Below are 22,493 nucleotides of genomic sequence, written 5' to 3'. Positions count from 1 at the left end.
CAAGATCGGCGAGACGCACGACGGCGCCTCGACGACCGACTGGATGGAGCAGGAGAAGGAGCGCGGCATCACGATCACCTCTGCCGCCGTCACCTCCTTCTGGAACGGCAACCAGATCAACATCATCGACACCCCCGGCCACGTCGACTTCACGGTCGAGGTGGAGCGGTCGCTGCGCGTGCTCGACGGCGCAGTTGCTGTCTTCGACGGTAAAGAGGGTGTCGAGCCGCAGTCCGAGCAGGTTTGGCGTCAGGCTGCCAAGTACGACGTTCCGCGCATCTGCTTCGTCAACAAGATGGACAAGATGGGCGCGGACTTCTACTTCACAGTCCAGACCATCATCGACCGCTTGGGCGCGAAGCCGCTCGTTCTCCAGTTGCCCATCGGCGCTGAGGACGACTTCGATGGCGTCGTCGACCTGGTCGAGATGCGTGCCATCACCTGGCGCGGCGTAGTTCCGACCGGTGCACTGCCGACCATCGAAGAGATCCCCGCGGACCTCGTCGAGAAGGCTGCCGAGTACCGCGAGAAGCTGCTCGAAACCGTTGCCGAGTCCGACGAAGCTCTCATGGAGAAGTACTTCGGCGGCGAAGAGCTCACGGTCGAGGAAATCAAGGGCGCCATCCGCAAGATGACGGTCGCTTCCGAGCTGTACCCGGTCATCTGTGGCTCCGCGTTCAAGAACAAGGGCGTTCAGCCCATGCTCGACGCAGTCATCGATTACCTGCCGAACCCGCTGGACATCGGCGAGGTCGTCGGCCACAAGCTCGGTGACGAAGAAGTAGAGATCACTCGCAAGCCGAGCAAGGAAGAGCCGTTCTCGGCTCTCGCCTTCAAGATCGCTGCTCACCCGTTCTTCGGCAAGCTGACCTTCGTCCGCGTGTACTCGGGTCGTATCGATCCGGGCGCTCAGGTGCTCAACGCAACCAAGGGCAAGAAGGAGCGCATCGGAAAGCTCTTCCAGATGCACGCCAACAAGGAGAACCCGGTAGACGAGGCCGTAGCCGGCCACATCTACGCGATGATCGGCCTCAAGGACACCACCACCGGTGACACCTTGTGCGATCAGGCGAGCCCCATCGTCCTCGAGTCGATGTCGTTCCCCGCGCCGGTCATCCAGGTCTCCATCGAGCCCAAGACCAAGTCCGACCAGGAGAAGCTGGGCGTCGCGATCCAGAAGCTCGCCGAAGAGGACCCGACCTTCTCGGTCGAGCTCGACGAAGAGACCGGTCAGACCGTCATCGGCGGTATGGGCGAGCTCCACCTCGACATCCTCGTCGACCGCATGCGTCGCGAGTTCAAGGTCGAGGCGAACGTCGGTAAGCCGCAGGTTGCGTACCGCGAGACCATCACCAAGAAGGTCGAGAAGCACGACTACACCCACAAGAAGCAGACGGGTGGCTCGGGCCAGTTCGCAAAGGTCATCATCGCTCTGGAGCCTTTCGTGGGCGAAGACGGTGCTACCTACGAGTTCGAGAACAAGGTCTCCGGCGGACGTATCCCGCGCGAGTACATCCCCTCCGTGGATGCCGGTGCGCAGGACGCGATGCAGTACGGTGTTCTCGCCGGCTACCCGCTCGTGAACCTGAAGCTGTCGCTGCTCGATGGTGCTTACCACGACGTCGACTCCTCGGAAATGGCGTTCAAGGTTGCCGGTTCGCAGGCACTGAAGGAAGCCGCCCGCAAGGCCGGCCCCGTCATTCTCGAGCCGCTCATGGCTGTCGAGGTCACAACGCCCGAGGAGTACATGGGCGACGTGATCGGCGACCTCAACTCCCGCCGTGGCCAGATCCAGGCCATGGAGGAACGCAGTGGTGCCCGTGTCGTGAAGGCGCTGGTTCCGCTCTCGGAGATGTTCGGTTACATCGGTGACCTGCGGTCGAAGACCCAGGGCCGAGCGAACTTCTCCATGGTGTTCGATTCCTACGCAGAGGTTCCCGCGAACGTCTCGAAGGAAATCATCGCCAAGGCGACGGGCGAGTAAGCACAGCGAGCTCCCCAGCCCGCGCCGGCAAGTAACCTCGGTTTCTTCCGGCACGAAGCACGACCTAGTAACAACCAACCGCACTGCTGCATACGGCAAGCAACAACAGTCCAGGAGGACACAAAGTGGCGAAGGCGAAGTTCGAGCGGACGAAGCCGCACGTGAACATCGGCACCATTGGTCACGTCGACCACGGCAAGACCACGACGACGGCGGCCATCACCAAGGTTCTCGCGGATGCATTCCCCGACCTGAACGAGGCTTCGGCCTTCGATCAGATCGACAAGGCTCCCGAGGAAAAGGCTCGTGGCATCACGATCAACATCTCGCATGTTGAGTACCAGACGGAAAAGCGCCACTACGCGCACGTCGATGCACCGGGTCACGCCGACTACATCAAGAACATGATCACCGGCGCAGCTCAGATGGACGGCGCTATCCTCGTCGTCGCAGCTACCGACGGCCCGATGCCCCAGACGCGCGAGCATGTCCTGCTCGCTCGCCAGGTTGGCGTTCCTTACATCCTCGTCGCCCTGAACAAGGCCGACATGGTTGACGACGACGAGATCCTCGAGCTCGTCGAGATGGAGGTCCGCGAACTGCTGGCCGCTCAGGAATTCGACGAGGAAGCCCCCGTCATTCCGATCTCGGCACTCAAGGCACTCGAGGGTGACCCGAAGTGGACGCAGTCCATTCTCGACCTGATGGCTGCTGTCGACGAGTCCATCCCGGACCCGATTCGTGAGACCGAGAAGCCCTTCCTCATGCCCGTCGAGGACGTCTTCACGATCACCGGCCGTGGCACCGTTGTCACCGGTCGTATCGAGCGTGGCGTTGTCAACGTCAACGAAGAGGTCGAGATCGTCGGCATCAAGGAAACCTCGACCAAGACCACGGTCACGGGTATCGAGATGTTCCGCAAGCTGCTCGACTCGGGCCAGGCCGGCGACAACGTCGGACTGCTCGTTCGTGGCATCAAGCGCGAAGATGTCGAGCGTGGACAGGTTGTCGTCAAGCCGGGCACCACGACTCCCCACACGGAGTTCGAGGGCCAGGCATACATCCTGTCGAAGGACGAGGGCGGCCGCCACACCCCGTTCTTCAACAACTACCGCCCGCAGTTCTACTTCCGTACCACGGACGTTACGGGCGTCGTGACGCTGCCTGAGGGCACCGAGATGGTCATGCCCGGTGACAACACCGAGATGTCCGTCAAGCTGATCCAGCCTGTCGCCATGGACGAGGGCCTGCGCTTCGCAATTCGCGAAGGCGGCCGTACGGTCGGCGCCGGCAAGGTTGCCAAGATCATCAAGTGAGACTCTTGTCTCGCTAGCTGATTCACAGCACTGAAAAGGCGCTCATTCCCTTCGGGGAGTGAGCGCCTTTTCTGTGTCTGTGATCGAGTGGCCTGTGATCGAGTGTTCGGTGATCGGGTGCCTGCGTGCTTCTTACTTACTTGTTGGCTTCCACCCGGTCGAGGTGCAGCAGAACCTGTACTGCGACGGTTGAGCCGTCGAGGCTGCGCCTGGTTGCGCCGGCGATGCGTTCGGCCGAAGCGGTGAATCCGGCGACGTCGATCGACGGATCTGCAGTGACGACAATCGACAGCGTCGGCAGTCCGCGATCGACCGTCGCTTTGCTCTTGGTGCTCCGCACGCCGGTCAGCTGAGCGAGTTCGGCCGCTACGCCGTCTGCGACGGGTCCGAGATCCACGCTGACGTCGGTACCGGATTCGTTGTGCCGCAATGTGACTGCGCTCGTACGGCGCCGGCGAAGGTTCAGGTACAACAGCCCGAAACCGGCGAAGACGCAGAGGACGAAGGTGCCCGACAGTACCCAGTGCCACCACGGCTCCTCCGGAAGGCCGAAGAGGACCTCCCGATCGAGGCGTGACACCCAGGTTCGAATCAGCGACGCGCCCGCGTCCCACGCGATGGCGTATGCGCCCGCCGCGAGGAGTGCGATTCCGACGATGAGGACGATGATCCGATCGACCGCGGAGATCCAACGGTTCACGAGGCGTCCTTTCGTCGTACTACAGTTTCTCGCACGACAACCGAAAGTTGCAGTGGCCGCTGCAGTATCGCGAGGTGGGGCCGAACCGCCGCGTCGACGGCTGCGGCAAGTTCAGCTCGATCGCCACCGGTCGATTCGATGTGGACCTTGACGTGTTTACGGTCGACGCTGGTGTGAGCCGAGCCGACGCCGGGAACGACCGCTGCGTGGCTACTGCACAGACGTGCAATGTCAGTCGGCCGCATCCACACCGTCGATGCGCTCGGGTTCCCGAGTGGGACATGGGTTTTCGCACGGCGTTTGATCGCCGACATTATCAGGACAACACCCGCGACAACGGCAGCGATCGCCACCGGAAGCAGCCACGGTTGCCAGTGCAGACGAGACGTCCACTCCACGGAGTTTCGGATCCAGGGTGCCGATTCGAAAGTTCCACGGTTGATGAACCATTCGCGCGAGACGACGAAGGCGAGTGCGAGCAGACCACACGCGATGACGACGGCCGAAACCGCGGCCGCCGGGTTCGCAGAGGGGACCCGCGGCGGAATCGGATCCGAGAGTGCCTGCTGTGCCGGGCCCTCCGCGATCTCGACGCCGGAAACACAGGAGTCGTCAGAACCCTCGGTTGCCGCGATCATCACGTTCATGTCGTGGAGGGGCAGGCCGGTCAGCGATTCGACGCTGCGACCGACTTCCGTTCGCACCCGACCGGTCAGTTCGGTGACCGAACATGGCCAGGACACAGCGAGGAACAGATTGATGGCCACGGCGTCGCTGCCCATCGAGATGTCGGCTCGCGGAAGGTCGCGCCCGGTCAGGCGGGTCAAGCCACCGGACTGGCGGACCACCCCCGGGACGTTCACCGCTGCGGCAGTGGCTATCTTGGCCATCGCCCGGTCCTTGATGACCAGTGAACCTCGTAGGCCGGGATCGTCTGCCGCGTTCGGAGTGGTCGGCTCAGCCACGGCCACGGCTTCGGAGGATCGCGCCGAGATCGAGATGTCCGTCGCGGTGTGCTCCGATCGCCATACCGGCGGCGCCGAGCAGGACGGCGAAGACGAATCCGCTGAATCCGCCCATGATTCCGGCGAGCGCGAGGAGCAGACCGACCAGCAGTCCGACGGTAGTGCTGTTCATGTCAGTTCCCTTCTCGAATGTTCGGTGCGATCTCGGTGACAGTGGAGAGCTCGGTGACTGCATCTTCAGAATTTTCGGGTGGATATCCCGCTGTCGACAAGTCTCCGACGGTCACGTTCACCGGTACGTCGACCAACCGTGCCACCACCGCTCGGACGCGTTCGGCGACGCCGCGAACGTCGGCCGGATAGTGAACGGAAATGTGTACCGCACAAGAGTTTTCGTCGACGACGACGCCGGTGATGCGGCGTCCGGGGAGGTAGGTTCCCACCTCACCGAATTGCCCGCCGTGCAGATCTGCCACTTCCGGGATCGCAAGAACTGCGTCGGCGACGACCTCGGCCGCGTCGATCTCGCGGCCGGCGTCGGCGGTACTCACTGAACCCTCGGCTTGGCTTCCGGATCGGTACTGCCGCCGCTCTCTGCATCCTCGAAGAGCATGACGTCGAAGACGGTGATGTTGACCTCGGTGACCTCGAGACCCGTCATGCTTTCGACTGCGGCAATGACGTTTCGGCGGATACCTACCGCCAATTCGTGGAGTGCGACGCCGTATTCGGCGACTATGCCGATGTCGATGGCGGCTTGTTTCTCGCCCACTTCCACCGCCACGCCCTGGGCATGGTTGACGCGGGCGCCCGGAATGCGGTCGCGAAGTGCCCCCACCGCGCGCGCGGTGCCCCCACCGACGTCGTACACGCCGTTGATCTCGCGGGTCGCGATACCGGCGATCTTGGCGACCACGGCGTCGGCGATGATCGTCTTGCCCTGGGTGCTGACTAGTTCCGCGCCACCGTCGGCGCCGAATCGGACGCTGTTCTTTTCACTGGAATCGCTGGTCATGGGGGCTCCCTGCTCATGTGTCAGTGCGTGCGTCTGAAGTACCTCCAACTGTAGTGACTGGTAGGTGGCCATGCGGGATGCACCACACCTACTCCGGCATTTGGTATGGCAGAGTCGGGGGCAAATAGTGACGGCGTTCATAGTGAGCGCTGCTAGTGACGTGGGTCGGACAGGGTGGTACGTGGTGGCACGGATAGTGATCGTGGGTGCGGGTTTGTCGGGGCTGCGGACCGTCGAGGAACTGCGACGAGCAGGCTTCGAAGGTGAATTGACGCTCGCGGGTGGGGAAACGCATCTGCCCTACGACAGGCCTCCGTTGTCGAAGGAAGTGATCCGCGGCGACAAGGACGAGACGACCTTGCGTCCGGCCGAGTTCTACGTCGAGAACAAGGTCGATCTCAAGCTCGGTTCGCCGGCAACTTCGGTGGACACGGTCGCCAAGTCGGTGGCGTTCGCCGACGGATCCAACCTGGACTACGACGAGTTGGTCATCGCGACCGGACTGACTCCGCGTCGCATCGCCGGCCTTCCGGAGTTGTCCGGAGTGCACGTTCTGCGCTCCATCGAGGAAGCGTTGGCCCTCCGCGCCGACCTTGCTCCCGGTAAGCGTGCGCTGATCGTCGGGGCCGGCTTCATCGGCTGCGAACTGGCCGCGAGCATGAAGTCTCACGGCGTCGACGTCGTGTTACTCGAACCCCAGCCGACGCCGCTGGCGTCGGTGCTCGGCCCCACCGTCGGCGCCCTCGTCGAACGTCTGCATCGGAACGAGGGCATCGACGTCCGAGTCGGTACGGGCTTGACCTCGTTGTCCGGCGACGGAGCGGTTGCCGCTGCGACCTTGAGCGACGGTTCGGAAATCCCGGTCGACGTGGTCGCGATCGGAGTCGGTTCTGTGCCGGTCACGGAATGGCTCGACGGTTCGGGGATCGAACTCGACAACGGAGTGCTCTGCGACGGCGTCGGCCGCACCAGCGCCGAACACGTCTGGGCGGTCGGTGACGTCGCGTCCTGGCAGATCGGCGATCGACGCAAGCGTGTCGAACACTGGACTAACGCTGGGGATCAGGCCAAGATCCTGGCGGGAGCGATCACTGGAACGGGTGATCCGGACGCGCCGGCGCAGGTTCCGTACTTCTGGAGCGATCAGTACGACGTCAAGATCCAGGCATTGGGGACCGTCGCAGCTACGGACACCGTTCACATCGTCAAGGACGACGGCCGAAAGTTCGTCGCCTACTACGAGCGCGACGGTGTGCTGGCAGCTGTCGTCGGTGGCGGTAGCGCGGGAGCTGTGATGAAGATGCGCGCGAAGATCGCAGCCGGCACGCCCATCTCGGACGTGTTGGAGTCCACACCGGCCTGAACGGATGAGGCAGGACCGGTTCCGAGGCGATAGATTTGTGCGGTGATCGTTGCACTCATCGACTCGGGACTGGGCCTGCTCCCTACCTCTGCGTGGCTCAGACGCCTGCGCCCGGATCTCGATCTTGTGCTGTCCCTCGATCCGGACGGCGCCCCTTGGGGACCCAAGCCCGAGCCGTGGGTCGTCGACCGGGTACTCGGTGCGGTGCGGCGGAGCCTCGATCGTGGGGCTCAGGTCATCGTTCTTCCATGCAATACCGCGAGCGTCACCGCTCTCCCACACGTCCGCGAACTGGTCGGACCGGGTGTGCCGGTCATCGGAACGGTGCCCGCGATCAAGCCCGCGGCCGCCGCGTGCGATTCAGTGGCGATCTGGGCTACCGCCGCGACGACTGCCAGCCGGTACCAAGCCGATCTGATCGAACAGTTCGGCAACGGCGCCAAAGTCGTCGGGGTGCCGTGCCACGGCCTGGCCGATTCGATAGACCTCGGTGATCGTGCAGCCGCACTTGCAGCTATCGAATCCGCAGTGACACGGACGCCGGACGACGTCGACGGCGTTGTCCTCGGCTGCACGCACTACCCACTGCTCGCGGACGAAATCGCAGCGCGGCTACCCGCCGGCGTCACACTCTTCGACAGTGCCGAAGCCGTTGCACGACAGACCCTGCGGCGGATCGACGGGCTCGGTGACGCGGGTGAAGGATCGGGAACCGTCGAGGTTTTCGTGAGCGGTCGTCCGGGCGCGCTACCGCCCAGCGCCGAAGCCTTCGACGCCGGGCGGTTGTTGGGCGCGATCAAAGCCTGATCCAACCTGTATTCAGCCATTCATCAACGGGCGGCTACGCCGCTCCGTCAATGGGCGGCTACTCCGCCGTGACCCCCGTGATGCATCCGCGCACTCATCACCGGCATCGCACTCACCGCGACCACAACGGTCAGGACCCCGACCACCCAGGCCGTCCACGACGCACCGCGTAGAGCGTCGAAGCTCATGACCCAGGGTGAAATGAACATCAAGACGCCGAAAACGCCCATCGCGTAATCCGCCATGGCCATGTCCGGACGTGCCATGTGCGCCAGACCCGACAGTGCAACCAGGACACCCAGGACGACGAGTGACCACATTGCCCGATCGGTGGTGTCGAGCCACATCGGCGAGAGAGCCGCAAAGACGCCGAGAACCACCGCGACGGCATCTTGCATTCGATTCCACGACTTCATGACGAGACCTCCAAAGACGAGAGTGTGTCCACCTGTAGTACACGCCCGCGGCAGATCGAGATCAACTCTCCGCCAATTGCATTCGCGTTGCAGTTAGAGGCGATGTGGAGGCTCGAATATCAAGATTTGTGACTATTCGTCCGGATTGCCACGAGCCCGCGCGGAGCGCTGGCCGCGATATGTCCCGAGAGTGCCATGAGGGTGAGAGTGGTGAATGCGATAGCGGCGGTGATCATAGGTGGTCCTTTCACTGACTGTCCTCGAGTGTCGTCTGCCGACCTGTGGCCGAGCAGGGCACACGGTGTGAGGACGCTGAGAGAATCGAAGAGTCCGCACAGACGACCCGTGAGAAGGTTCTGGGGTGACGCAATCGAGTGCCCAGGACGTGATCGAACAGTTGGCCGACCTCGCGGATCCCGCGGATGCCGTCCAGCTACAGAAGTTCTTCAAGACAGCGCCGGGGGAGTACGGCGAGGGTGACGTCTTCATCGGCGTGCGAGTACCGAAGACGCGTTCGGTGGTGAAGAAGCACGTCGGTCTCGAGTTGCCTCAGGTACGCCTCCTTCTCGACAGCGACGTCCACGAGCATCGCTTGGCCGGTCTGTTGATCCTGGTTGCTCGATTCGAAAAGGTCAGTCGCCCAAAATTTTTCGACGACGAGAGTCGCGCCCGCATCGCCGACTTCTATCTCAGCGCTGTCGAGGACGGGCGGGTGAACAATTGGGATCTCGTGGATTCGTCCGCCGGACAGATCCTCGGCGGCTGGCTGTACGACCGAGATCGCCGGCTGATCTTCGAGCTTTCCGATTCGGGTGACCTGTGGCGACGACGGGTGGCGCTGCTGACGACGTACGGATTCATCACTCGCGGCGACGGGTCGACCACGCTCGAGCTTGCCGCGCAGGTGCTGGGTGATCGACGAGACCTGACCCAGAAAGCGATGGGCTGGATGCTCCGCGAGGTGGGCAAGCGGGTGGACCGGGATTCGTTGACCGGTTTCCTCGCGAAGAATGCAGCAGACATGGGACGCACGGCGCTGAGCTACGCGTGCGAACACCTGACCGCAGACGAGCGAGCGCACTTCCGGGCGGCCCGCTAGCGAAGTACCGCTCGGTAGGTTGTGGGACGATTCTCGGTATGCCCGCCACCCGTGTCGAGGCGTCTCGAATTGTGACGATCGGTTCACTGATCGCTGCCGGCGTCGCAGCTCTGTGTTATCTCGTGTACTCCGTTCGAGCCGTCGAACCCGTTGATTTTCTCGTCTACCGCTACGCTGCCCAGGCGTTCGCAGCGGGATCGAACATCTACGAGGGCAATTTGTCCGGCCCGTTGATCGTCGACGAGGGTATGCCGTTCACCTACACCCCGTTCGCGGTGATCTTCCTCTGGCCGACTGTCCTCTTCGACTGGTGGACTGCCTATCTGCTGTGGTCGGGATTGTGCATCGCGGCGTTGGTGTGGACGGTTGCGAGGTTCACTCCCGCTCGCGTCCCCAAGCGGCCGCTCGTCATGGCGGCATTGGTCCTGGCCGTGTCGGTGACCCCCATCGTCAGTGCGCACATCTCATTCGGCCAGGTGAACTTGGTGCTGATGGTGCTCGTACTGCTCGACGTGACTCGCCGAGAGGATTCGAGATTCGGCCGGTGGTTTCCGCGAGGACTGCTGATTGGCGTCGCGGCCGCGATCAAGCTGACTCCGGCTCTCTTCATCGTCTACTTCGTCGTCACGAAGCAGTGGCGACTCGCGATCTGGAGTTCGATCGGATTTGCCGCGGCGACCGCCGTCGCAGCAGTGGTGGACCCGGCCGTCAGCTGGACCTTCTGGTCGGACGTCGTCTGGAACCTCAGCGACCGGGTGGATTTGAGCGGGCAGGCGATCGCGAGTGCCGGCAACAGTTCGCTGCAGGGCGGACTTGCTGCGCTGGGCCCATGGACAGCGTCTCTGGCGATGCCGTCGACCGTGCTGTGCGCGGGGGTAGCGCTATGGATCGCCCGAGATGTCTATCGCGTCGGGCGAGCGGTCGATGCGGCGTTGGTGATCGGATTGAGCGCGCCGATTCTTTCGCCGATCAGCTGGATTCACCACTGGGTGTATCTCGTGCCTGCTGCCGTCACGGTTCTCTTTCGGCTTCGATCGCCGCTGCAGTTCGGTGCGGCCGCTCTGGGGTTGGCCATCGTCTACTGCGGGCCGAGTATGGGACAGCAGTTCATCGAGACGTCGCCGCTCCTGCTGCCGTTCGGGTTGCTCCTTCGTGAGGGCTTCCTGATCGTGACCCTGGTGCTGATTCTTGCGCTGTGGCGGTTGCCCACAACGGCGCCTGCGTGGGTTTCGCGGCGGGACTCGGAAGATGACTCGGGAGCCTCCGAACATGACAAAGCCCCCGATTCCGCAGGGAATCAGGGGCCGTCATGCATCGAAGCAGGGTTCAGAACTCGATCTTCAGGTGATCGGTGATCGGCTTCGCCTGGCAACCGAGGATGTAGCCGTTCGCCACGTCCTCGGCGTCGAGGATCTCGGAGTTGTCCATCTGAACTTCGCCTTCGGTGACGGTGCAGGCACACGACCCGCACTCGCCTTCCTGGCAGGAGTACGGCACGTCGAGGCCCTTGGCGAGCATGATGTCGACGAGCGTCTGCTTGCGCGGCCAGACGAGGGTGTGGGTTTCACCGTCCAGTTCGACCTCGACGGTTGCGGCGTCGGCTGCTTCCTCGTCGGAGACCTCGGCTACCTCGACGTCACGGAACGGGTCACCCGCGAGTGAATTGAAGACCTCGGCGTGAACCTGCGTGCGGGGCATGCCGGCCTCTGCCAGTGCCTTGTGGACGGCGTCCATGAAGGGGCCCGGACCGCACATGAAGGCCTCGTACGCGACAAATGGCTTGGCCAGTGTCGCCAACTGTGAGACGGCGGGGAGTCCCTGCACGGTTTCGATCCAGTGGACAACGGTGAGGCGGCCGGGGTGTTGCGCTGCCAATTCGCGAAGTTCGGCGCCGAAGATGACGGACTTCTCGTCGCGATTCGCGTAGATGAGCACGACGTTGCCGCTGCCCTGCGTGAGGGCGGACTTGAGGATCGAGATCACCGGAGTGATACCGCTGCCTGCACCGAAGAGCAGGAAGTCGTGATCGAGCGACTTGGGCGTGAAGACACCTGACGGCGGCAGCACTTCGATCGTGTCGCCGACCTGGAGCTTGTCGCACAACCAGTTGGAGCCGTAGCCGTCGACGGTTCGCTTGACGGTCACCTTGGGGGCGTCGTCGGTGAAGGGTGAACTGGCCAGCGAGTAGCAGCGTGCGACCGAGCCGGTCTGATCACTCGGGATGCGCAGGGTCAGGAATTGACCTGGCTTGTAGTCGAACTTGTCCTTCAGTTCTGCGGGAATCTCGAACACCAGCGACCGGGCGTCGGAAGTCTCTTCGATGACTCCGGACACGGTGAGTACCGCCGATCGCGAGCTGTGCGGTACCTCGACTGTCGTCATCGCGAAGCTAGTCCTCTCGTGAAGCTGGGTAAAGCGCAGGTCAGTGAAGTGCAACATCTAGAACGTGTTCTAGTTCAATGTTAGCAGTGATGAAAAGCTACTGGGGATCGTAGTCGCCGAGCAACACGTTCCCGATCAGCGGGAACCACGGCGGTCTGATCCAGCCGTCCTGGCAGTCCGGGGTGGCGTCGACCTGCCCGAACGGGCGGTTCGTGAGCGGCGTCCGGGCGGTTGAGCTGCCGAAGTCTGTGCACGGGCTGTTTGTCGGTACACAGTGGGAACCAGGTGAGACGCCGGTCACAAAGAATCGGCTCGAATCCCTCCCGCAGTCACATTCGTGCACATCCCTGAGGAGATACCGATGGCTATCGAGCTCAACCAGATCTGGGACTTTCCCATCAAGGAGTTCCACCCCTTCCCTCGCGCCCTGATGGGTGTGGGCGCTCACGACATCATCGGGGTGGAGGCCAAGAACCTCGGCTTCAAGCGCACCCTTCTGATGACGACCGGTCTGCGCGGTTCGGGCATCATCGAGGAACTCGTCGGCAAGATCGAGTACCAGGGTGTCGAGGTCGTGCTCTACGACAAGGTCGAGTCGAATCCCAAGGACTACAACGTCATGGAGGCCGCGGCTCTCTACCAGAAGGAGAAGTGCGACTCGATCATCTCGATCGGCGGTGGTTCGAGCCACGACGCCGCCAAGGGCGCTCGCGTCGTGATCGCACACGACGGTCGCAACATCAACGAGTTCGAGGGCTTCGCCAAGTCCACCAACAAGGAGAACCCGCCCCATATCGCCGTATCCACCACGGCCGGAACGGGTTCCGAGACGTCGTGGGCGTACGTGATCACCGACACGTCGGACATGAACAACCCGCACAAGTGGGTGGGCTTCGACGAGGCGACCATCGTCACCCTGGCGATCGACGATCCGCTGCTCTACTACACCTGCCCTCAGCATTTCACCGCGTACTGCGGCTTCGACGTACTCGCGCACGGCAGTGAGCCTTTCGTGTCTCGTCTCGATTTCGCGCCTTCGCTCGGTAACGCGATCTACTCGGTCGAGTTGGTCGCGAAGAACCTGCGCGAGGCCGTCTTCGAGCCGCGCAACCTCAAGGCCCGCGAGGGAATGATGAACGCGCAGTACATTGCCGGGCAGGCCTTCAACTCCGGTGGCCTCGGCATCGTTCACTCGATCTCGCACGCGGTCAGTGCCTTCTTCGACAGCCACCACGGTTTGAACAACGCCATCGCGTTGCCGCGTGTGTGGGAGTACAACCTGCCTTCGCGCTATGAGCGCTACGCCCAGTTGGCCGGCGCACTCGGTGTCGACACTCGCAACCTCACCACAGTTCAGGCCGCGGATGCTGCCGTCGAGGCTGCCATCCGTCTGGCCAAGGACGTCGGTATCCCCGACAACTTCGGTCAGGTTCGCACCGACTCGTACGCGAAGAACCAGATGAACACCAAGAAGTACGAGGGCCGTGGTGATGTCATCAAGGGTGACGAGAAGACTGTGCGCGCCATCTCCGAGCACATTCAGGACGACTGGTGCACCCCGGGCAATCCCCGTGAGGTCACCGTGGAGTCGATGATCCCGGTTGTCGATCACGCGATCAACAAGTCGTACTTCTAGCAGGGCCTTCGGCCCCGTGCGCCTTTTTGGTAGCCCGCACTACCAAAAAGGCGCACATGGGCTGTGCCCCTATCGAAAGGTATTCCATGTCCGGTCGCAGTTTCTCCAGCGGAATCGAAGTGAAAGATGCTCTGCGAGAGCAGGACTACATTGCCGATGACGAGTTCGCGGTAGTCGTTCATCTGGCGACGGCGCTGGGGCGTCCGCTCCTGCTCGAAGGTCCGGCCGGTGTCGGCAAGACGGAACTGGCGAAGTCTCTGGCTGCGATCGGCGGCCGCAAACTGGTGCGATTGCAGTGCTACGAAGGGCTGGACGACAATCGCGCCCTGTACGAATGGGACTACGCGAAGCAACTCCTGCACGTGCAGATGCTCCGCGACCGGATCAGCGATCAGGTTTCCGAATTCGACAGCGTCGCCGAAGCGTCCAAGTTTCTGGCCGATCAGGATTTCGGTTTGTACTCCGAGAACTTCCTGTCCGTACGGCCGCTGCTCGAAGCAATCCTCTCACCCGATCCGGTAGTACTTCTGGTCGACGAGGTGGACCGCACCGAGGAGTCGATGGAAGCACTGCTCCTGGAGATTCTCGCCGAACAGCAGGTCACCATTCCCGAGGTCGGTACGTTCGTTGCCCGCTCGCAGCCCTGGGTCATTCTGACGTCCAACGACACCCGCGAGCTCTCGCCCGCACTCAAGCGTCGATGTCTGCATTACCATCTCGGCTATCCGACGTCGGAGCGTGAACGCGAGATCGTCACGGCCCGAGCGCCGGAGGTGGATTCGGCTACGGCCACCGAGGTCGTCGAATTGGCTCGCATCCTGCGTGACCTCCCGCTGCGCAAGAGTCCGTCCATCTCGGAGGTCATCGACGCGGCCAGGGCGGCAACAGTGCTCGCGGCCGGCGGATTCGACACCGCTTCCGACGCCAAGGTGCGCGACATCCTGCTCACGGCGTTGCTCAAGTACTCGTCCGATGTGACGCTGGCCAAGGAACGATTCGACGGAAAGCGTCTCGAATCACCGTCGCGTGACGGCGGCGAGCCGATCGAGCGGTCCACGGTGGCAAGCAAACCCGCCAACACGACGACGGCCGTGTTCCGGGGCACGGGTGGGCGTGACCCACATCAACAGGGAATCCGCGGCGGCAGCGGAATCCGTTCGACGCGATGACGACGCTCGGTGGCCTTGCTGTGTGGCAACCGTCGTTTGTTCTCGACGTGGTGTCCGCGAGTTTCGGCCGATTGCTGAGGGCGGCCGGAGTTTCCGCGTCACCGGCCGAGGTCATCGAAGTTCGGCGTGTTCTCGCGATGGTCGGCGCTTCGGATCGTGAGACGTTGCGAGCATGTCTTCGGGCAGTGTGCGCCAAGTACTCTCACGAGCAGGCCGGTTTCGATCGGGCGTTCGACGCGCTGTTCCGGCCTGCCGCAGGCAAAGCGCACGGCGAGCGGATGGGTTCGCGCGCCGAGGTGGCGGACGGTCTACCTACCGCGCTGGGGATCGACGAGGATCAAGAAGTTGGTCGGTACGCCGAGTACAACGAGCGTGCGGCCGAGGTCGGCGACTACTTCGACACTCCGGAAGCGGAGAAGGGCTTCAACCCGCACAAGGACGACGACGATGTGTCGATGACGTCGAGCGATGCGGAACTGTCGGTCGATACCGGTTCGGAGACCGGTCGACGCGGAGTCAGTTACACGGTCGACGTGGACCGTGCAGCATCGGCGGTGGTCGGTGACCTGAGCACCAGTGTTGCTGCAGCAGTGATCGGCTCGTTGTCATGGGACGATCCGACGTCGATCCTCGCCTGGTTGGATGCCTACGACCCGAGCAAAGCGTATGCAGATGTCTCCGACGACGGGCCGTTGACGCAAGCACAATTGAACCGGCTCGTCGAGGCGGTCGAAGCGTTCGTGCAAGCACTCTCGGCCGCTGCACTCGCCGAAACCGCTCCCGATGCGCCCGACAGTGAATCTGCCGCGGGCGCAACGCACAACGACATCGAACTCGCGTGCCACGAAGTGCTTCGGCGAATGAGAGGACCGTCCAGACCTCGGCCCCGTGAGCGCTCTCGTGGGCATCTCGACATGCGGCGCACGGTGCGTTCGAGCCTGCGCACCGACGGGATACCCTTCCATCTTGTCGTGAAAGCTCCTCGCCCCGATCGTGTTCGACTACTTCTCATCGCCGACGTGTCGCTGTCCGTGCGCCCCATCACCGCGTTCACTCTGCGCTTGGCTCAGGCAATGCATCGCCGGGCAGATCGTTGTGAAGTCCTCGCCTTCGTCGATCGTCCGGTCGACGTGACCGACACCCTTCTCGCCAGTAGTGGTGACGGCGCACTGGCCGCGGTACTCGCGCACCCGGGTCTGGATCTGGAAGCCAGCAGCGATTACGGGCGGGTGCTCACAGAATTGTTGGACGAGCACGGAAACACCTTGAACTCACGGACGTCTGTCATCATCGTGGGCGACGGTCGGTGCAACGGGTTGCCCCCGCAGGCGGACAAGCTCGAGGAACTCCGCCGAAAGGTCCACCGTCTGGCATGGATCACGCCTGAACCGCAGCGTTACTGGAACCAGGCATCGTGCGCGATGCCGGAGTATTCGGAGATCTGCGACGAGGTTGTTGTTGCCCGAGATGCCGCGCAACTGATGGCAAAGGCCGCCGAGCTGGGGCACGCACTTCGCTGATGTCAGTGCACTTCACCGATGCCACTGCGCGATCTGTCGTGAACTAGTTTGATCTCATGTCCGAAATCAGGGGATCGATCTGGCGACCGATCGCGGCGCTGACAGTGCTCGGCGCCGTGTGTGGGGTTGTGGCGCTCGGCGTGTTTCAGTGGTGGTGGAAGTCGTTGGCGTCACCGCACATTCTCACCGGAGGATCCTATCGGGAGCCGTTTTCCGAACCGACATACACCGGACCCATATTCATGGACATCTTTCCGGCAGAACCTGCCCCGTGGCTGTACTCGGGACTGGTCCTCGGACCGACGGCGGTCGGCTTGCTCGCCGGGATCGTGTTCGTGGTGTTCGTCCGGTGTAATCGTGCGCAGAACCGCACGATTGCACCGGACGAATCATCAGAGCGCTAGCAACGCGCGCGAGCGCAGGCGAGGGTCTGCCAACGGACGTAGCGCCAAGCGCAGCAAGACCAAGACGTTGTCGTCGCCGGCAATCCTGTTGACTTTCAACGTATTGCACTCGACACACTGGTGAACGAGCATCCATTCACCGTCTTGCCGGACCGACAGGCAGAGCGCCGCCATGGCACCTCGGCACTGTTGTGCTCGGTCGCCCGGAACGCGACCGTCCACGTGGCGGCTGGCCAGACAGTTCGGGCAGTGGTTCCGATGAGCGGTACCCGGCGCCGCAGTGGAGATGTCCAAACGGCATGTGAGACAACGGAAGCTCGATCCTTGTTCTCCGCCGATTCCGTGCAGTACGTGCTTGGCCCGTTGCGGTGCCCGCCGCGGGCGGGTGCTGGGATTCCTACGTGGCATCTGATTCCCCCTCACAATTCGCCGAAGGCTTCGAGCGGGAAGGGCGGTTGCGCGAGCGGCCGCACTGCCATTCTCATCAACAACAACTGGTTGTCGTCTCGGCTGACGGGGTTGGAGGTGAGCTCGAGGCACTGTGCGCAGCGGTGGATGATCATCCAATCGCCACTGCGCAGTACTGCGATCGAAATGGGAGCCATCCGCATTCCGCAGTCCGACGGTCCACCTTCCACCTGGTCGAACAGGTGTCGGGAATGCAGGCAACTGGGGCAGTGGTTTCGGCGATCACCATCGGGGCCGTAGGTCATGACTGTGAGTCCGCACTGAATGCACGAGAAGGTGTCGGTTTTCGAGATGGAATTGTGTGATTGAGGCACTGGAGAACTCCTAGCTGAGTGAACAAAGCAGTAGGAGCAGGCCGAGGGGGCCTCGCGGCTGTCAGTCCGACGTTTGGAGGATCAGCATGTGACCCTCGAGGTTGCCGGCAGTGCAGGGGCGGGAGGCGCGCTCGGCGCGGGCTGGGTCATAAACACCTTCTGAATCGGTTCTACGGGCCACTCTGGCCGCAACCGAAAGTACAGCGGGACCTTCTCGCCGCGCCATTCATTTTCCCGAGACGCCTTACCTGCCCGAACGGGTAGGTAAGCGCCTCTCCTTCGGTGGGTGTGCCCCGACTGCTGTCCGCGTAGGCTCGGGGCCAGCGATTGTAAGGTGGATCACACCAGTTTGTGCACGTGGGAGTTGATGCGCTGAGAGCGACGGATGCGAAATCCCGACCGGAGATCTCAGAGCAGCGAGAGGAGAGTGGGGTCGTGTCCGTGGCATACCCGGATGCTGTGAACCACGGTGTTCATCGCCGCGGCACTGCTGCTCGACTGGTCAAATTTCACGCCCCCGAGATCGTCTTCGGTATCGGTTCCCTGGTCGAGGCAGCACACGCGACTCTGAGGTTCGGCGGGTTCCGACCATTCCTGGTCACCGATCCCGGTCTGATCGACGCGGGATGGGTCAGCGAACTCGAAGACCATCTCACGGAGCAGGGATTGACGGCGACGGTGTGGTCAGGGCTGACGCCCAATCCCAAGGACTTCGAGATCGCGGCCGGTTTCGAGGTGTACCAGGAAGGTGAGTGTGACGTCATCATCGCGCTCGGCGGCGGTTCCGTCATCGACGCGGCTAAGGGTGTAGCCGTCCTCGCTGCCAACGGTGGCAACATACTCGACTACGAGGGGGTAGATCAGGCGACCAAACCGATCCCGCCGTTGGTGATGGTTCCCACCACGTCCGGCACGGGCGCGGACGTGTCGCAGTTCTGCATCGTCACGGACACGACCCGCGGCACCAAGATCACCATCATCGGCCGGGCGCTGGTGCCAGATGTGACGGTCATCGATCCGCGGTTGCTCACGACGATGCCCGAGTGGCTCAATGCGGCAACAGGATTGGACGCATTGACGCACGGAATCGAAGCCTTCGTCTCACTGGCGCACAATCCGTTGACCGATCATCACGCGCTCCGCGCGGTCGGCCTCGTGACCGAGAATCTGGTGCACACGATCCAGGACCCGATGGAGATGGAAGCTCGATCGGTGATGGCGCAGGCGAGCCTCGAGGCCGGGTTGGCGTTCACCAACGCGATACTCGGAGCCGCGCACGCCATGAGCCATCAGGTGGGCGGCATGCTCGACCTTCCGCACGGCGTCATCAACGGAATTCTCTTGCCCCACGTCATCCGGTTCAATTCCACCACGGACGCCGCCCCCTTTGTCGCCATCGCTGCGGCACTGAGTCTTCCCGAGCAACGCGGCACCCCGGAGGAAGCAGCGCTGGCGGTGGCCGACCGGGTCGAGCGTCTCGCCCGGGAGGTCGGTGTGCCGAAGGGGCTGGGGGAGTTGGGTGTTCGCGAGGAAGACCTGAGTAGGCTCGCCAGCTTCGCGTTGCTCGACGCCTGCATGTCCACCAATCCCAGGGAAGCGACGCAGGAACAGATGGTGGCGTTGTTCCGAGGTGCCTTGTGAAGATGGACGCTGTGAAGATGGACGCTGTGAAGAGGGACGCTGTGAATTGGTGCAGGCGATGACCGCGGACCTGTCCCGGCTCACCGGATTACGATCGGGTAAGAGTTCGTTCTACCCGCAGTATCGCGGTGCGGCCGAGCGCCTCGAACGCGTCGTGCATGCCTTGGAGTTGATCTCGCGGGCTTTGGTGCGCACCGTCGAGGGGCCGGAAACCCTCGTCTGCGCGGTCGCGGAAGCTGCCCGTGCGCATCTGAGTGCCAACTGGATTGTCTTCGCCTTGGCTGACGGAACATTGCCCGACGCCGGACCGCGGCGACTGGTTCTCGGCCCGGACGCCACCCCTTTTCTGGTCGACAACGTCGAGGGACCGCCACTTCCGGAGGATGTCGTCGAATGCCTCGACGACATCCGGTACGGGAGAATCGAATCCAACTCGGTGATCGACGCGCACTACGCGTTTGTGCCGATCGTGCTCGGTGGCGGCGTGGTAGGTGCCTTTGCAGCCTGGACGCCGGCCAACCGAACCCTCGACACGACGGACGGAGCCGTGCTCAGCATTCTGGCCAGCCAGACTGCTGTGGCTCTGCAGAATTCGGCGCTCTATCAGCGCGGACAACTACTGCTCGAGCGTGCCGAAGATGCGTATGCGGAGGCCAATCGTACTGCAGCCGACCTTGCGGTGCGCAACAGCGAATTGGAGTCCACTCAGCGTCAACTCGGAGTGGCGCACCGGCACCAAGTGGTCGACGACGAACGTCACCGGATCGCCCGCGAACTGCACGACAGTGTGACACAGGCGGTGTTGTCGGCGGGCATGCAGATCGAGGTCTGCCGGAGCGACATCCCGGAGGCTGAACGCAGTGAAAGACTGGACTTGGCAAAGGATTTGACCAGGAGGGCGGTCGAGCAGCTTCGTTCGGCGATCTACGCGCTCAATCATTCCTCGGACGCGGACCGGACGTCGTTGCCCGAGATGCTCGAGCAGCTCGGCGTGGTTCACATGCCGGACGAGTTGGCGGTCAGCGTTCGCGTCGGCGGTACCCCGACCGAACTTCCGGGCGATGCCGAACACGCTCTTCTCCGGATCGCTGGGGAAGCGCTTTTCAATGCAGCGGTCCATGCTCACGCGAATCGGGCGGTGCTACGTCTGACCTATCGGGCGGACTCCGTGTTGCTGTCGGTCTCCGACGACGGTGACGGCGACCCTGCGCGAATGCGTCTGATCCTCAAACTCGCAGCCACCAACGACGTCGACGGCCGCCATCGCGGTCTCGCGAACATGCAGGCGCGAACACTCGAGTTGGGTGGTGCGCTCGAAGTACGGCGCGCGCGGATCGGTGGGATTCAGATTCTCGTGCGACTACCACTGCCGTTCGACTCGGGCATGGAAAACCTTTGCTCCACAACTGAAATCGAGAGCGAGGAATCATGACCACTGCGCGTCCCGTCATCACCCGCGGAGCATCGCCGGTTCAGGGATTGGTTCGAATCGTCCTGGTCGACGACCATGCAATTCTGCGGCAAGGGCTCCGCTCGGTTCTCGAGCGCGAAAGCGATCTCGAGATCGTGGGGGAGGCGTCGTCCCTCGCCGAGGCACTCGCCGTGGTCGACAAGGTCGGCCCGGACATCGTCCTGATGGATCTCAAACTCTCCGCCAGTTCCGACTACGAGGGACTGACCCTGTGTGGCCAGCTGTCCTCGGCGCATCCCGGCCTCGGACTGTTGGTTCTCACCACGTTTCTCGACGATCAACTGGTGGTGCGAGCGGTGCACGCGGGTGCTCGCGGCTATGTCGTCAAAGACGTCGACACCACCGAATTGGTGCGTGCGATCAGGGCGGTCTCGCGGGGTGAGAGTGCGTTCGATTCGCGCAGCGCGTCAGCTGTCGTGCGATCGCTCAACGGGCAGTCGTCGTCGAAAGAACGATTGACCGATCGCGAACTCGAAGTGCTCAGACTCCTCGCAAACGGCTTGTCCAACATCAAGATCGGTGAGAGATTGTTCATCTCACCGACCACCGTCAAGTTTCACGTCAGCAACATCATGCGCAAACTCGAGGTGAGCCGTCGAGCAGAGGCCGTCTACGCCGCGAGTAAGCAAGGTCTGATCTAGCTCCGCTCGGAGACCGTCCAGGCGCGCAGCGCTTGATGCTGTACGAGGAGCACGCTCGAACGAGTTGTGCGCAGAGTCGACGCGGTCATCTCGGCAGTCAGACCCACTGCGATTCGTAGTACCAGAACCTCACGTTGGTCGTCGGTCAGGCGACGCGGGCGTTTGAATTGTCCGTCGATGTTGCGTGACTGGGGAATTGACGCAATTCGTCGAGAGGCCAACTCGTACGCGAAGGTCTCGATGCGTGTGTCGGCCGAGATCGTGTCGGACATTCGTGTGACGACGTCCAGGGTGCATTGGTGGGCGAGATCGTCGGCGAACGTCGCGACGGGCGTCCCGAGGAGTCTGGCGCGATAGTAGAGAACGACGCGAGGGTGCAACCGGGCCAGTAGTTTCGACAGTGCATGGTGATCACCGGCGAATGCCTCGGCGGCGGTGCGATTCAGGGAAATCGATCGTTCACAGGTTTCGGGTGAAGCGGTACGCGCGAAGGGTGGAGTCGGTGAAGTGTTCGCGCCCCTGATCGACAGCTTCATCAGCAACTCCTCGATTACACCGCACCTGACCATGCTGGAACGAGAATTGAGGTACCCCGCCGAAATTGCGGGTAAACCTGAAGCTACCTGCCAGGTGTCCGGTCTTTTCGCCGGGAGCGCCAGTCCGCGAGCATTCGCGGCATTTCCGCGGCCATGAAGTCGAAGAAGTCGCGCAGATCTGCCATTCGATCGCCGGCTGTGGTTCCTTCACCGAGGACTCGTATGCCCTCGTCCGCAACTGCCGAGACCTGGTAGAGCGAGGACTGTTTCGTGACAAACGCGTCGGCCCACATGTCGACGCTGACGCAGTAGTGCTGACGCCGCGATCCGGGGACGGCCACACGCTCGATCAATCCGACTTGCTGGAGGTATCTGACGGCTCCGGAAATGGCGGCGGGGCTCACTCCCAACCGAGATCCGAGATCTCCTGGCGTGGACGAGGGTGTCTCGCTGGTCATCAACGCGGCCCAGATGCGGGCGGGCATCGGCGGAAAACCCATGTCGCTCAGTACGAGTGAGAGTCGCTCGACATAGTGTCGGCTCTCGTCCGGTGCAACGGTGTGGCTGGTGTCGGTCATCGGAACCCTTCGATCTTTCCGTCTTTTCTATCTTCACACATTTGTGAAATCGGCGTACGGTCAAATTC

The 22,493-nt window shown here is 62.7% G+C and carries 24 protein-coding genes; 13 read left to right on the top strand and 11 right to left on the bottom strand.

Annotated features, from left to right (window positions below; genetic code table 11):
* On the top strand, window positions 1-1,984 hold a 1,984-nt coding region (gene fusA / locus RWT78_RS11030; RefSeq protein ID WP_314675614.1), incomplete at its 5' end, for an elongation factor G.
* Between the two features lie 125 nt (window positions 1,985-2,109).
* Window positions 2,110-3,300 (top strand): elongation factor Tu, encoded by a 1,191-nt coding sequence (tuf, locus tag RWT78_RS11025; protein WP_003941926.1) that lies wholly within the window; start codon window positions 2,110-2,112, stop codon window positions 3,298-3,300.
* A 136-nt stretch (window positions 3,301-3,436) separates the two neighbouring features.
* On the opposite strand, the gene RWT78_RS11020 is transcribed toward tuf, so the two are convergent.
* From RWT78_RS11020 to RWT78_RS11000, 5 genes are read right to left on the bottom strand one after another with little or no spacing between them, the layout of a single operon-like run.
* Entirely contained in the window at window positions 3,437-4,000 is a 564-nt protein-coding gene (locus RWT78_RS11020) for a hypothetical protein (protein ID WP_003942084.1), read from the bottom strand.
* Complete coding sequence (locus RWT78_RS11015) at window positions 3,997-4,971, bottom strand: DUF6286 domain-containing protein (RefSeq protein WP_314675610.1); 975 nt, start codon at window positions 4,969-4,971, stop codon at window positions 3,997-3,999. The genes RWT78_RS11020 and RWT78_RS11015 overlap by 4 nt, the downstream gene beginning before the upstream one ends.
* Window positions 4,958-5,137 carry a hypothetical protein gene (locus RWT78_RS11010; RefSeq protein ID WP_003942043.1) on the bottom strand — a complete coding sequence of 60 codons (180 nt, stop codon included), beginning with the start codon at window positions 5,135-5,137 and terminating at the stop codon, window positions 4,958-4,960. Before RWT78_RS11010 ends, RWT78_RS11015 begins: the two co-directional genes overlap by 14 nt.
* A gap of 1 nt (window position 5,138) precedes the next feature.
* The gene (locus RWT78_RS11005; RefSeq protein ID WP_314675607.1) at window positions 5,139-5,516 is read right to left on the bottom strand and encodes a hypothetical protein; all 378 of its coding nucleotides are present in this window, start codon (window positions 5,514-5,516) and stop codon (window positions 5,139-5,141) included.
* The gene (locus RWT78_RS11000) at window positions 5,513-5,980 is read right to left on the bottom strand and encodes an Asp23/Gls24 family envelope stress response protein (protein WP_003941912.1); all 468 of its coding nucleotides are present in this window, start codon (window positions 5,978-5,980) and stop codon (window positions 5,513-5,515) included. The genes RWT78_RS11005 and RWT78_RS11000 overlap by 4 nt, the downstream gene beginning before the upstream one ends.
* Before the next feature lie 196 nt (window positions 5,981-6,176).
* Between RWT78_RS11000 and RWT78_RS10995 the strand changes: the two genes are divergently transcribed.
* Window positions 6,177-7,343 (top strand): FAD-dependent oxidoreductase, encoded by a 1,167-nt coding sequence (locus tag RWT78_RS10995; RefSeq protein WP_314675616.1) that lies wholly within the window; start codon window positions 6,177-6,179, stop codon window positions 7,341-7,343.
* Window positions 7,344-7,385: 42 nt separating this feature from the next.
* Window positions 7,386-8,150: an aspartate/glutamate racemase family protein gene (locus RWT78_RS10990; RefSeq protein WP_314675605.1), complete on the top strand. Its 765-nt coding sequence runs from the start codon at window positions 7,386-7,388 to the stop codon at window positions 8,148-8,150.
* A 47-nt stretch (window positions 8,151-8,197) separates the two neighbouring features.
* Here the strand turns inward: RWT78_RS10990 and RWT78_RS10985 are convergent, their stop codons facing one another.
* Complete coding sequence (locus RWT78_RS10985; protein ID WP_003941901.1) at window positions 8,198-8,566, bottom strand: SPW repeat protein; 369 nt, start codon at window positions 8,564-8,566, stop codon at window positions 8,198-8,200.
* Window positions 8,567-8,927: 361 nt separating this feature from the next.
* Here RWT78_RS10985 and RWT78_RS10980 point away from each other — a divergent pair, with 361 nt between their 5' ends.
* On the top strand, window positions 8,928-9,665 hold the full coding sequence (locus RWT78_RS10980) for a DNA alkylation repair protein (RefSeq protein WP_314675602.1): 738 nt from the start codon (window positions 8,928-8,930) through the stop codon (window positions 9,663-9,665).
* A gap of 38 nt (window positions 9,666-9,703) precedes the next feature.
* Complete coding sequence (locus tag RWT78_RS10975; RefSeq protein WP_314675601.1) at window positions 9,704-11,020, top strand: glycosyltransferase 87 family protein; 1,317 nt, start codon at window positions 9,704-9,706, stop codon at window positions 11,018-11,020.
* Here the strand turns inward: RWT78_RS10975 and RWT78_RS10970 are convergent.
* Window positions 10,992-12,047, bottom strand: a complete 1,056-nt coding sequence (locus RWT78_RS10970) for a ferredoxin--NADP reductase (protein WP_003941851.1) — start codon at window positions 12,045-12,047, stop codon at window positions 10,992-10,994. The two genes, RWT78_RS10975 and RWT78_RS10970, sit on opposite strands and share 29 nt — an antisense overlap.
* Window positions 12,048-12,408: 361 nt before the next feature.
* On the opposite strand from RWT78_RS10970, the gene mdo reads away from it, so the two are divergent.
* The 4 genes from mdo (at window position 12,409) to RWT78_RS10950 (ending at window position 16,776) form a co-directional block, all read left to right on the top strand.
* Window positions 12,409-13,683 carry an NDMA-dependent methanol dehydrogenase gene (gene mdo / locus RWT78_RS10965; protein WP_003942095.1) on the top strand — a complete coding sequence of 425 codons (1,275 nt, stop codon included), beginning with the start codon at window positions 12,409-12,411 and terminating at the stop codon, window positions 13,681-13,683.
* An 86-nt stretch (window positions 13,684-13,769) separates the two neighbouring features.
* Window positions 13,770-14,852: a MadB family AAA-type ATPase gene (locus RWT78_RS10960; protein ID WP_054187807.1), complete on the top strand. Its 1,083-nt coding sequence runs from the start codon at window positions 13,770-13,772 to the stop codon at window positions 14,850-14,852.
* Window positions 14,849-16,372 (top strand): MadC family VWA domain-containing protein, encoded by a 1,524-nt coding sequence (locus tag RWT78_RS10955; RefSeq protein ID WP_314675597.1) that lies wholly within the window; start codon window positions 14,849-14,851, stop codon window positions 16,370-16,372. Before RWT78_RS10960 ends, RWT78_RS10955 begins: the two co-directional genes overlap by 4 nt.
* Before the next feature lie 56 nt (window positions 16,373-16,428).
* Complete coding sequence (locus tag RWT78_RS10950) at window positions 16,429-16,776, top strand: hypothetical protein (RefSeq protein WP_003942036.1); 348 nt, start codon at window positions 16,429-16,431, stop codon at window positions 16,774-16,776.
* Here the strand turns inward: RWT78_RS10950 and RWT78_RS10945 are convergent.
* Complete coding sequence (locus RWT78_RS10945) at window positions 16,765-17,184, bottom strand: RNHCP domain-containing protein (RefSeq protein WP_037129880.1); 420 nt, start codon at window positions 17,182-17,184, stop codon at window positions 16,765-16,767. The genes RWT78_RS10950 and RWT78_RS10945 overlap by 12 nt on opposite strands.
* Before the next feature lie 11 nt (window positions 17,185-17,195).
* Window positions 17,196-17,558 carry an RNHCP domain-containing protein gene (locus RWT78_RS10940; protein WP_314675594.1) on the bottom strand — a complete coding sequence of 121 codons (363 nt, stop codon included), beginning with the start codon at window positions 17,556-17,558 and terminating at the stop codon, window positions 17,196-17,198.
* A gap of 435 nt (window positions 17,559-17,993) precedes the next feature.
* Here RWT78_RS10940 and RWT78_RS10935 point away from each other — a divergent pair, with 435 nt between their 5' ends.
* The 3 genes from RWT78_RS10935 to RWT78_RS10925 are packed head-to-tail and all read left to right on the top strand — an operon-like array spanning window position 17,994 to window position 21,311.
* Window positions 17,994-19,199 (top strand): iron-containing alcohol dehydrogenase, encoded by a 1,206-nt coding sequence (locus tag RWT78_RS10935; protein ID WP_003942060.1) that lies wholly within the window; start codon window positions 17,994-17,996, stop codon window positions 19,197-19,199.
* 58 nt (window positions 19,200-19,257) lie between these two features.
* The gene (locus tag RWT78_RS10930) at window positions 19,258-20,631 is read left to right on the top strand and encodes a MadS family sensor histidine kinase (RefSeq protein WP_003941844.1); all 1,374 of its coding nucleotides are present in this window, start codon (window positions 19,258-19,260) and stop codon (window positions 20,629-20,631) included.
* Window positions 20,628-21,311, top strand: a complete 684-nt coding sequence (locus RWT78_RS10925; protein ID WP_003942005.1) for a MadR family response regulator transcription factor — start codon at window positions 20,628-20,630, stop codon at window positions 21,309-21,311. Before RWT78_RS10930 ends, RWT78_RS10925 begins: the two co-directional genes overlap by 4 nt.
* Here RWT78_RS10925 and RWT78_RS10920 read toward each other — a convergent pair.
* Entirely contained in the window at window positions 21,308-21,847 is a 540-nt protein-coding gene (locus RWT78_RS10920) for an RNA polymerase subunit sigma (protein ID WP_042921062.1), read from the bottom strand. The two genes, RWT78_RS10925 and RWT78_RS10920, sit on opposite strands and share 4 nt — an antisense overlap.
* A gap of 83 nt (window positions 21,848-21,930) precedes the next feature.
* Window positions 21,931-22,425 (bottom strand): GbsR/MarR family transcriptional regulator, encoded by a 495-nt coding sequence (locus RWT78_RS10915; protein ID WP_003941885.1) that lies wholly within the window; start codon window positions 22,423-22,425, stop codon window positions 21,931-21,933.
* Window positions 22,426-22,493: the final 68 nt, after the last annotated feature.

It is taken from the genome of uncultured Rhodococcus sp. (assembly GCF_963525155.1).
GTDB classification, from domain to species: Bacteria; Actinomycetota; Actinomycetes; order Mycobacteriales; family Mycobacteriaceae; genus Rhodococcus_F; species Rhodococcus_F qingshengii.
The sequence above is the reverse complement of the archived record's forward strand: the minus strand, read 5'-3'. Positions and strand labels throughout refer to the sequence as shown.

What these genes read in the sequence shown, in the direction of transcription:
- RWT78_RS11010 (WP_003942043.1), bottom strand. Translation starts at nt 5,137, where the DNA reads ATGAACAGCACTACCGTCGGACTGCTGGTCGGTCTGCTCCTCGCGCTC.
- RWT78_RS11000 (WP_003941912.1), bottom strand. Translation starts at nt 5,980, where the DNA reads ATGACCAGCGATTCCAGTGAAAAGAACAGCGTCCGATTCGGCGCCGAC.
- RWT78_RS10985 (WP_003941901.1), bottom strand. Translation starts at nt 8,566, where the DNA reads ATGAAGTCGTGGAATCGAATGCAAGATGCCGTCGCGGTGGTTCTCGGC.
- RWT78_RS10975 (WP_314675601.1), top strand. Translation starts at nt 9,704, where the DNA reads ATGCCCGCCACCCGTGTCGAGGCGTCTCGAATTGTGACGATCGGTTCA.
- RWT78_RS10970 (WP_003941851.1), bottom strand. Translation starts at nt 12,047, where the DNA reads ATGACGACAGTCGAGGTACCGCACAGCTCGCGATCGGCGGTACTCACC.
- mdo (WP_003942095.1), top strand. Translation starts at nt 12,409, where the DNA reads ATGGCTATCGAGCTCAACCAGATCTGGGACTTTCCCATCAAGGAGTTC.
- RWT78_RS10960 (WP_054187807.1), top strand. Translation starts at nt 13,770, where the DNA reads ATGTCCGGTCGCAGTTTCTCCAGCGGAATCGAAGTGAAAGATGCTCTG.
- RWT78_RS10955 (WP_314675597.1), top strand. Translation starts at nt 14,849, where the DNA reads ATGACGACGCTCGGTGGCCTTGCTGTGTGGCAACCGTCGTTTGTTCTC.
- RWT78_RS10950 (WP_003942036.1), top strand. Translation starts at nt 16,429, where the DNA reads ATGTCCGAAATCAGGGGATCGATCTGGCGACCGATCGCGGCGCTGACA.
- RWT78_RS10945 (WP_037129880.1), bottom strand. Translation starts at nt 17,184, where the DNA reads ATGCCACGTAGGAATCCCAGCACCCGCCCGCGGCGGGCACCGCAACGG.
- RWT78_RS10930 (WP_003941844.1), top strand. Translation starts at nt 19,258, where the DNA reads ATGACCGCGGACCTGTCCCGGCTCACCGGATTACGATCGGGTAAGAGT.
- RWT78_RS10925 (WP_003942005.1), top strand. Translation starts at nt 20,628, where the DNA reads ATGACCACTGCGCGTCCCGTCATCACCCGCGGAGCATCGCCGGTTCAG.
- RWT78_RS10920 (WP_042921062.1), bottom strand. Translation starts at nt 21,847, where the DNA reads ATGAAGCTGTCGATCAGGGGCGCGAACACTTCACCGACTCCACCCTTC.
- RWT78_RS10915 (WP_003941885.1), bottom strand. Translation starts at nt 22,425, where the DNA reads ATGACCGACACCAGCCACACCGTTGCACCGGACGAGAGCCGACACTAT.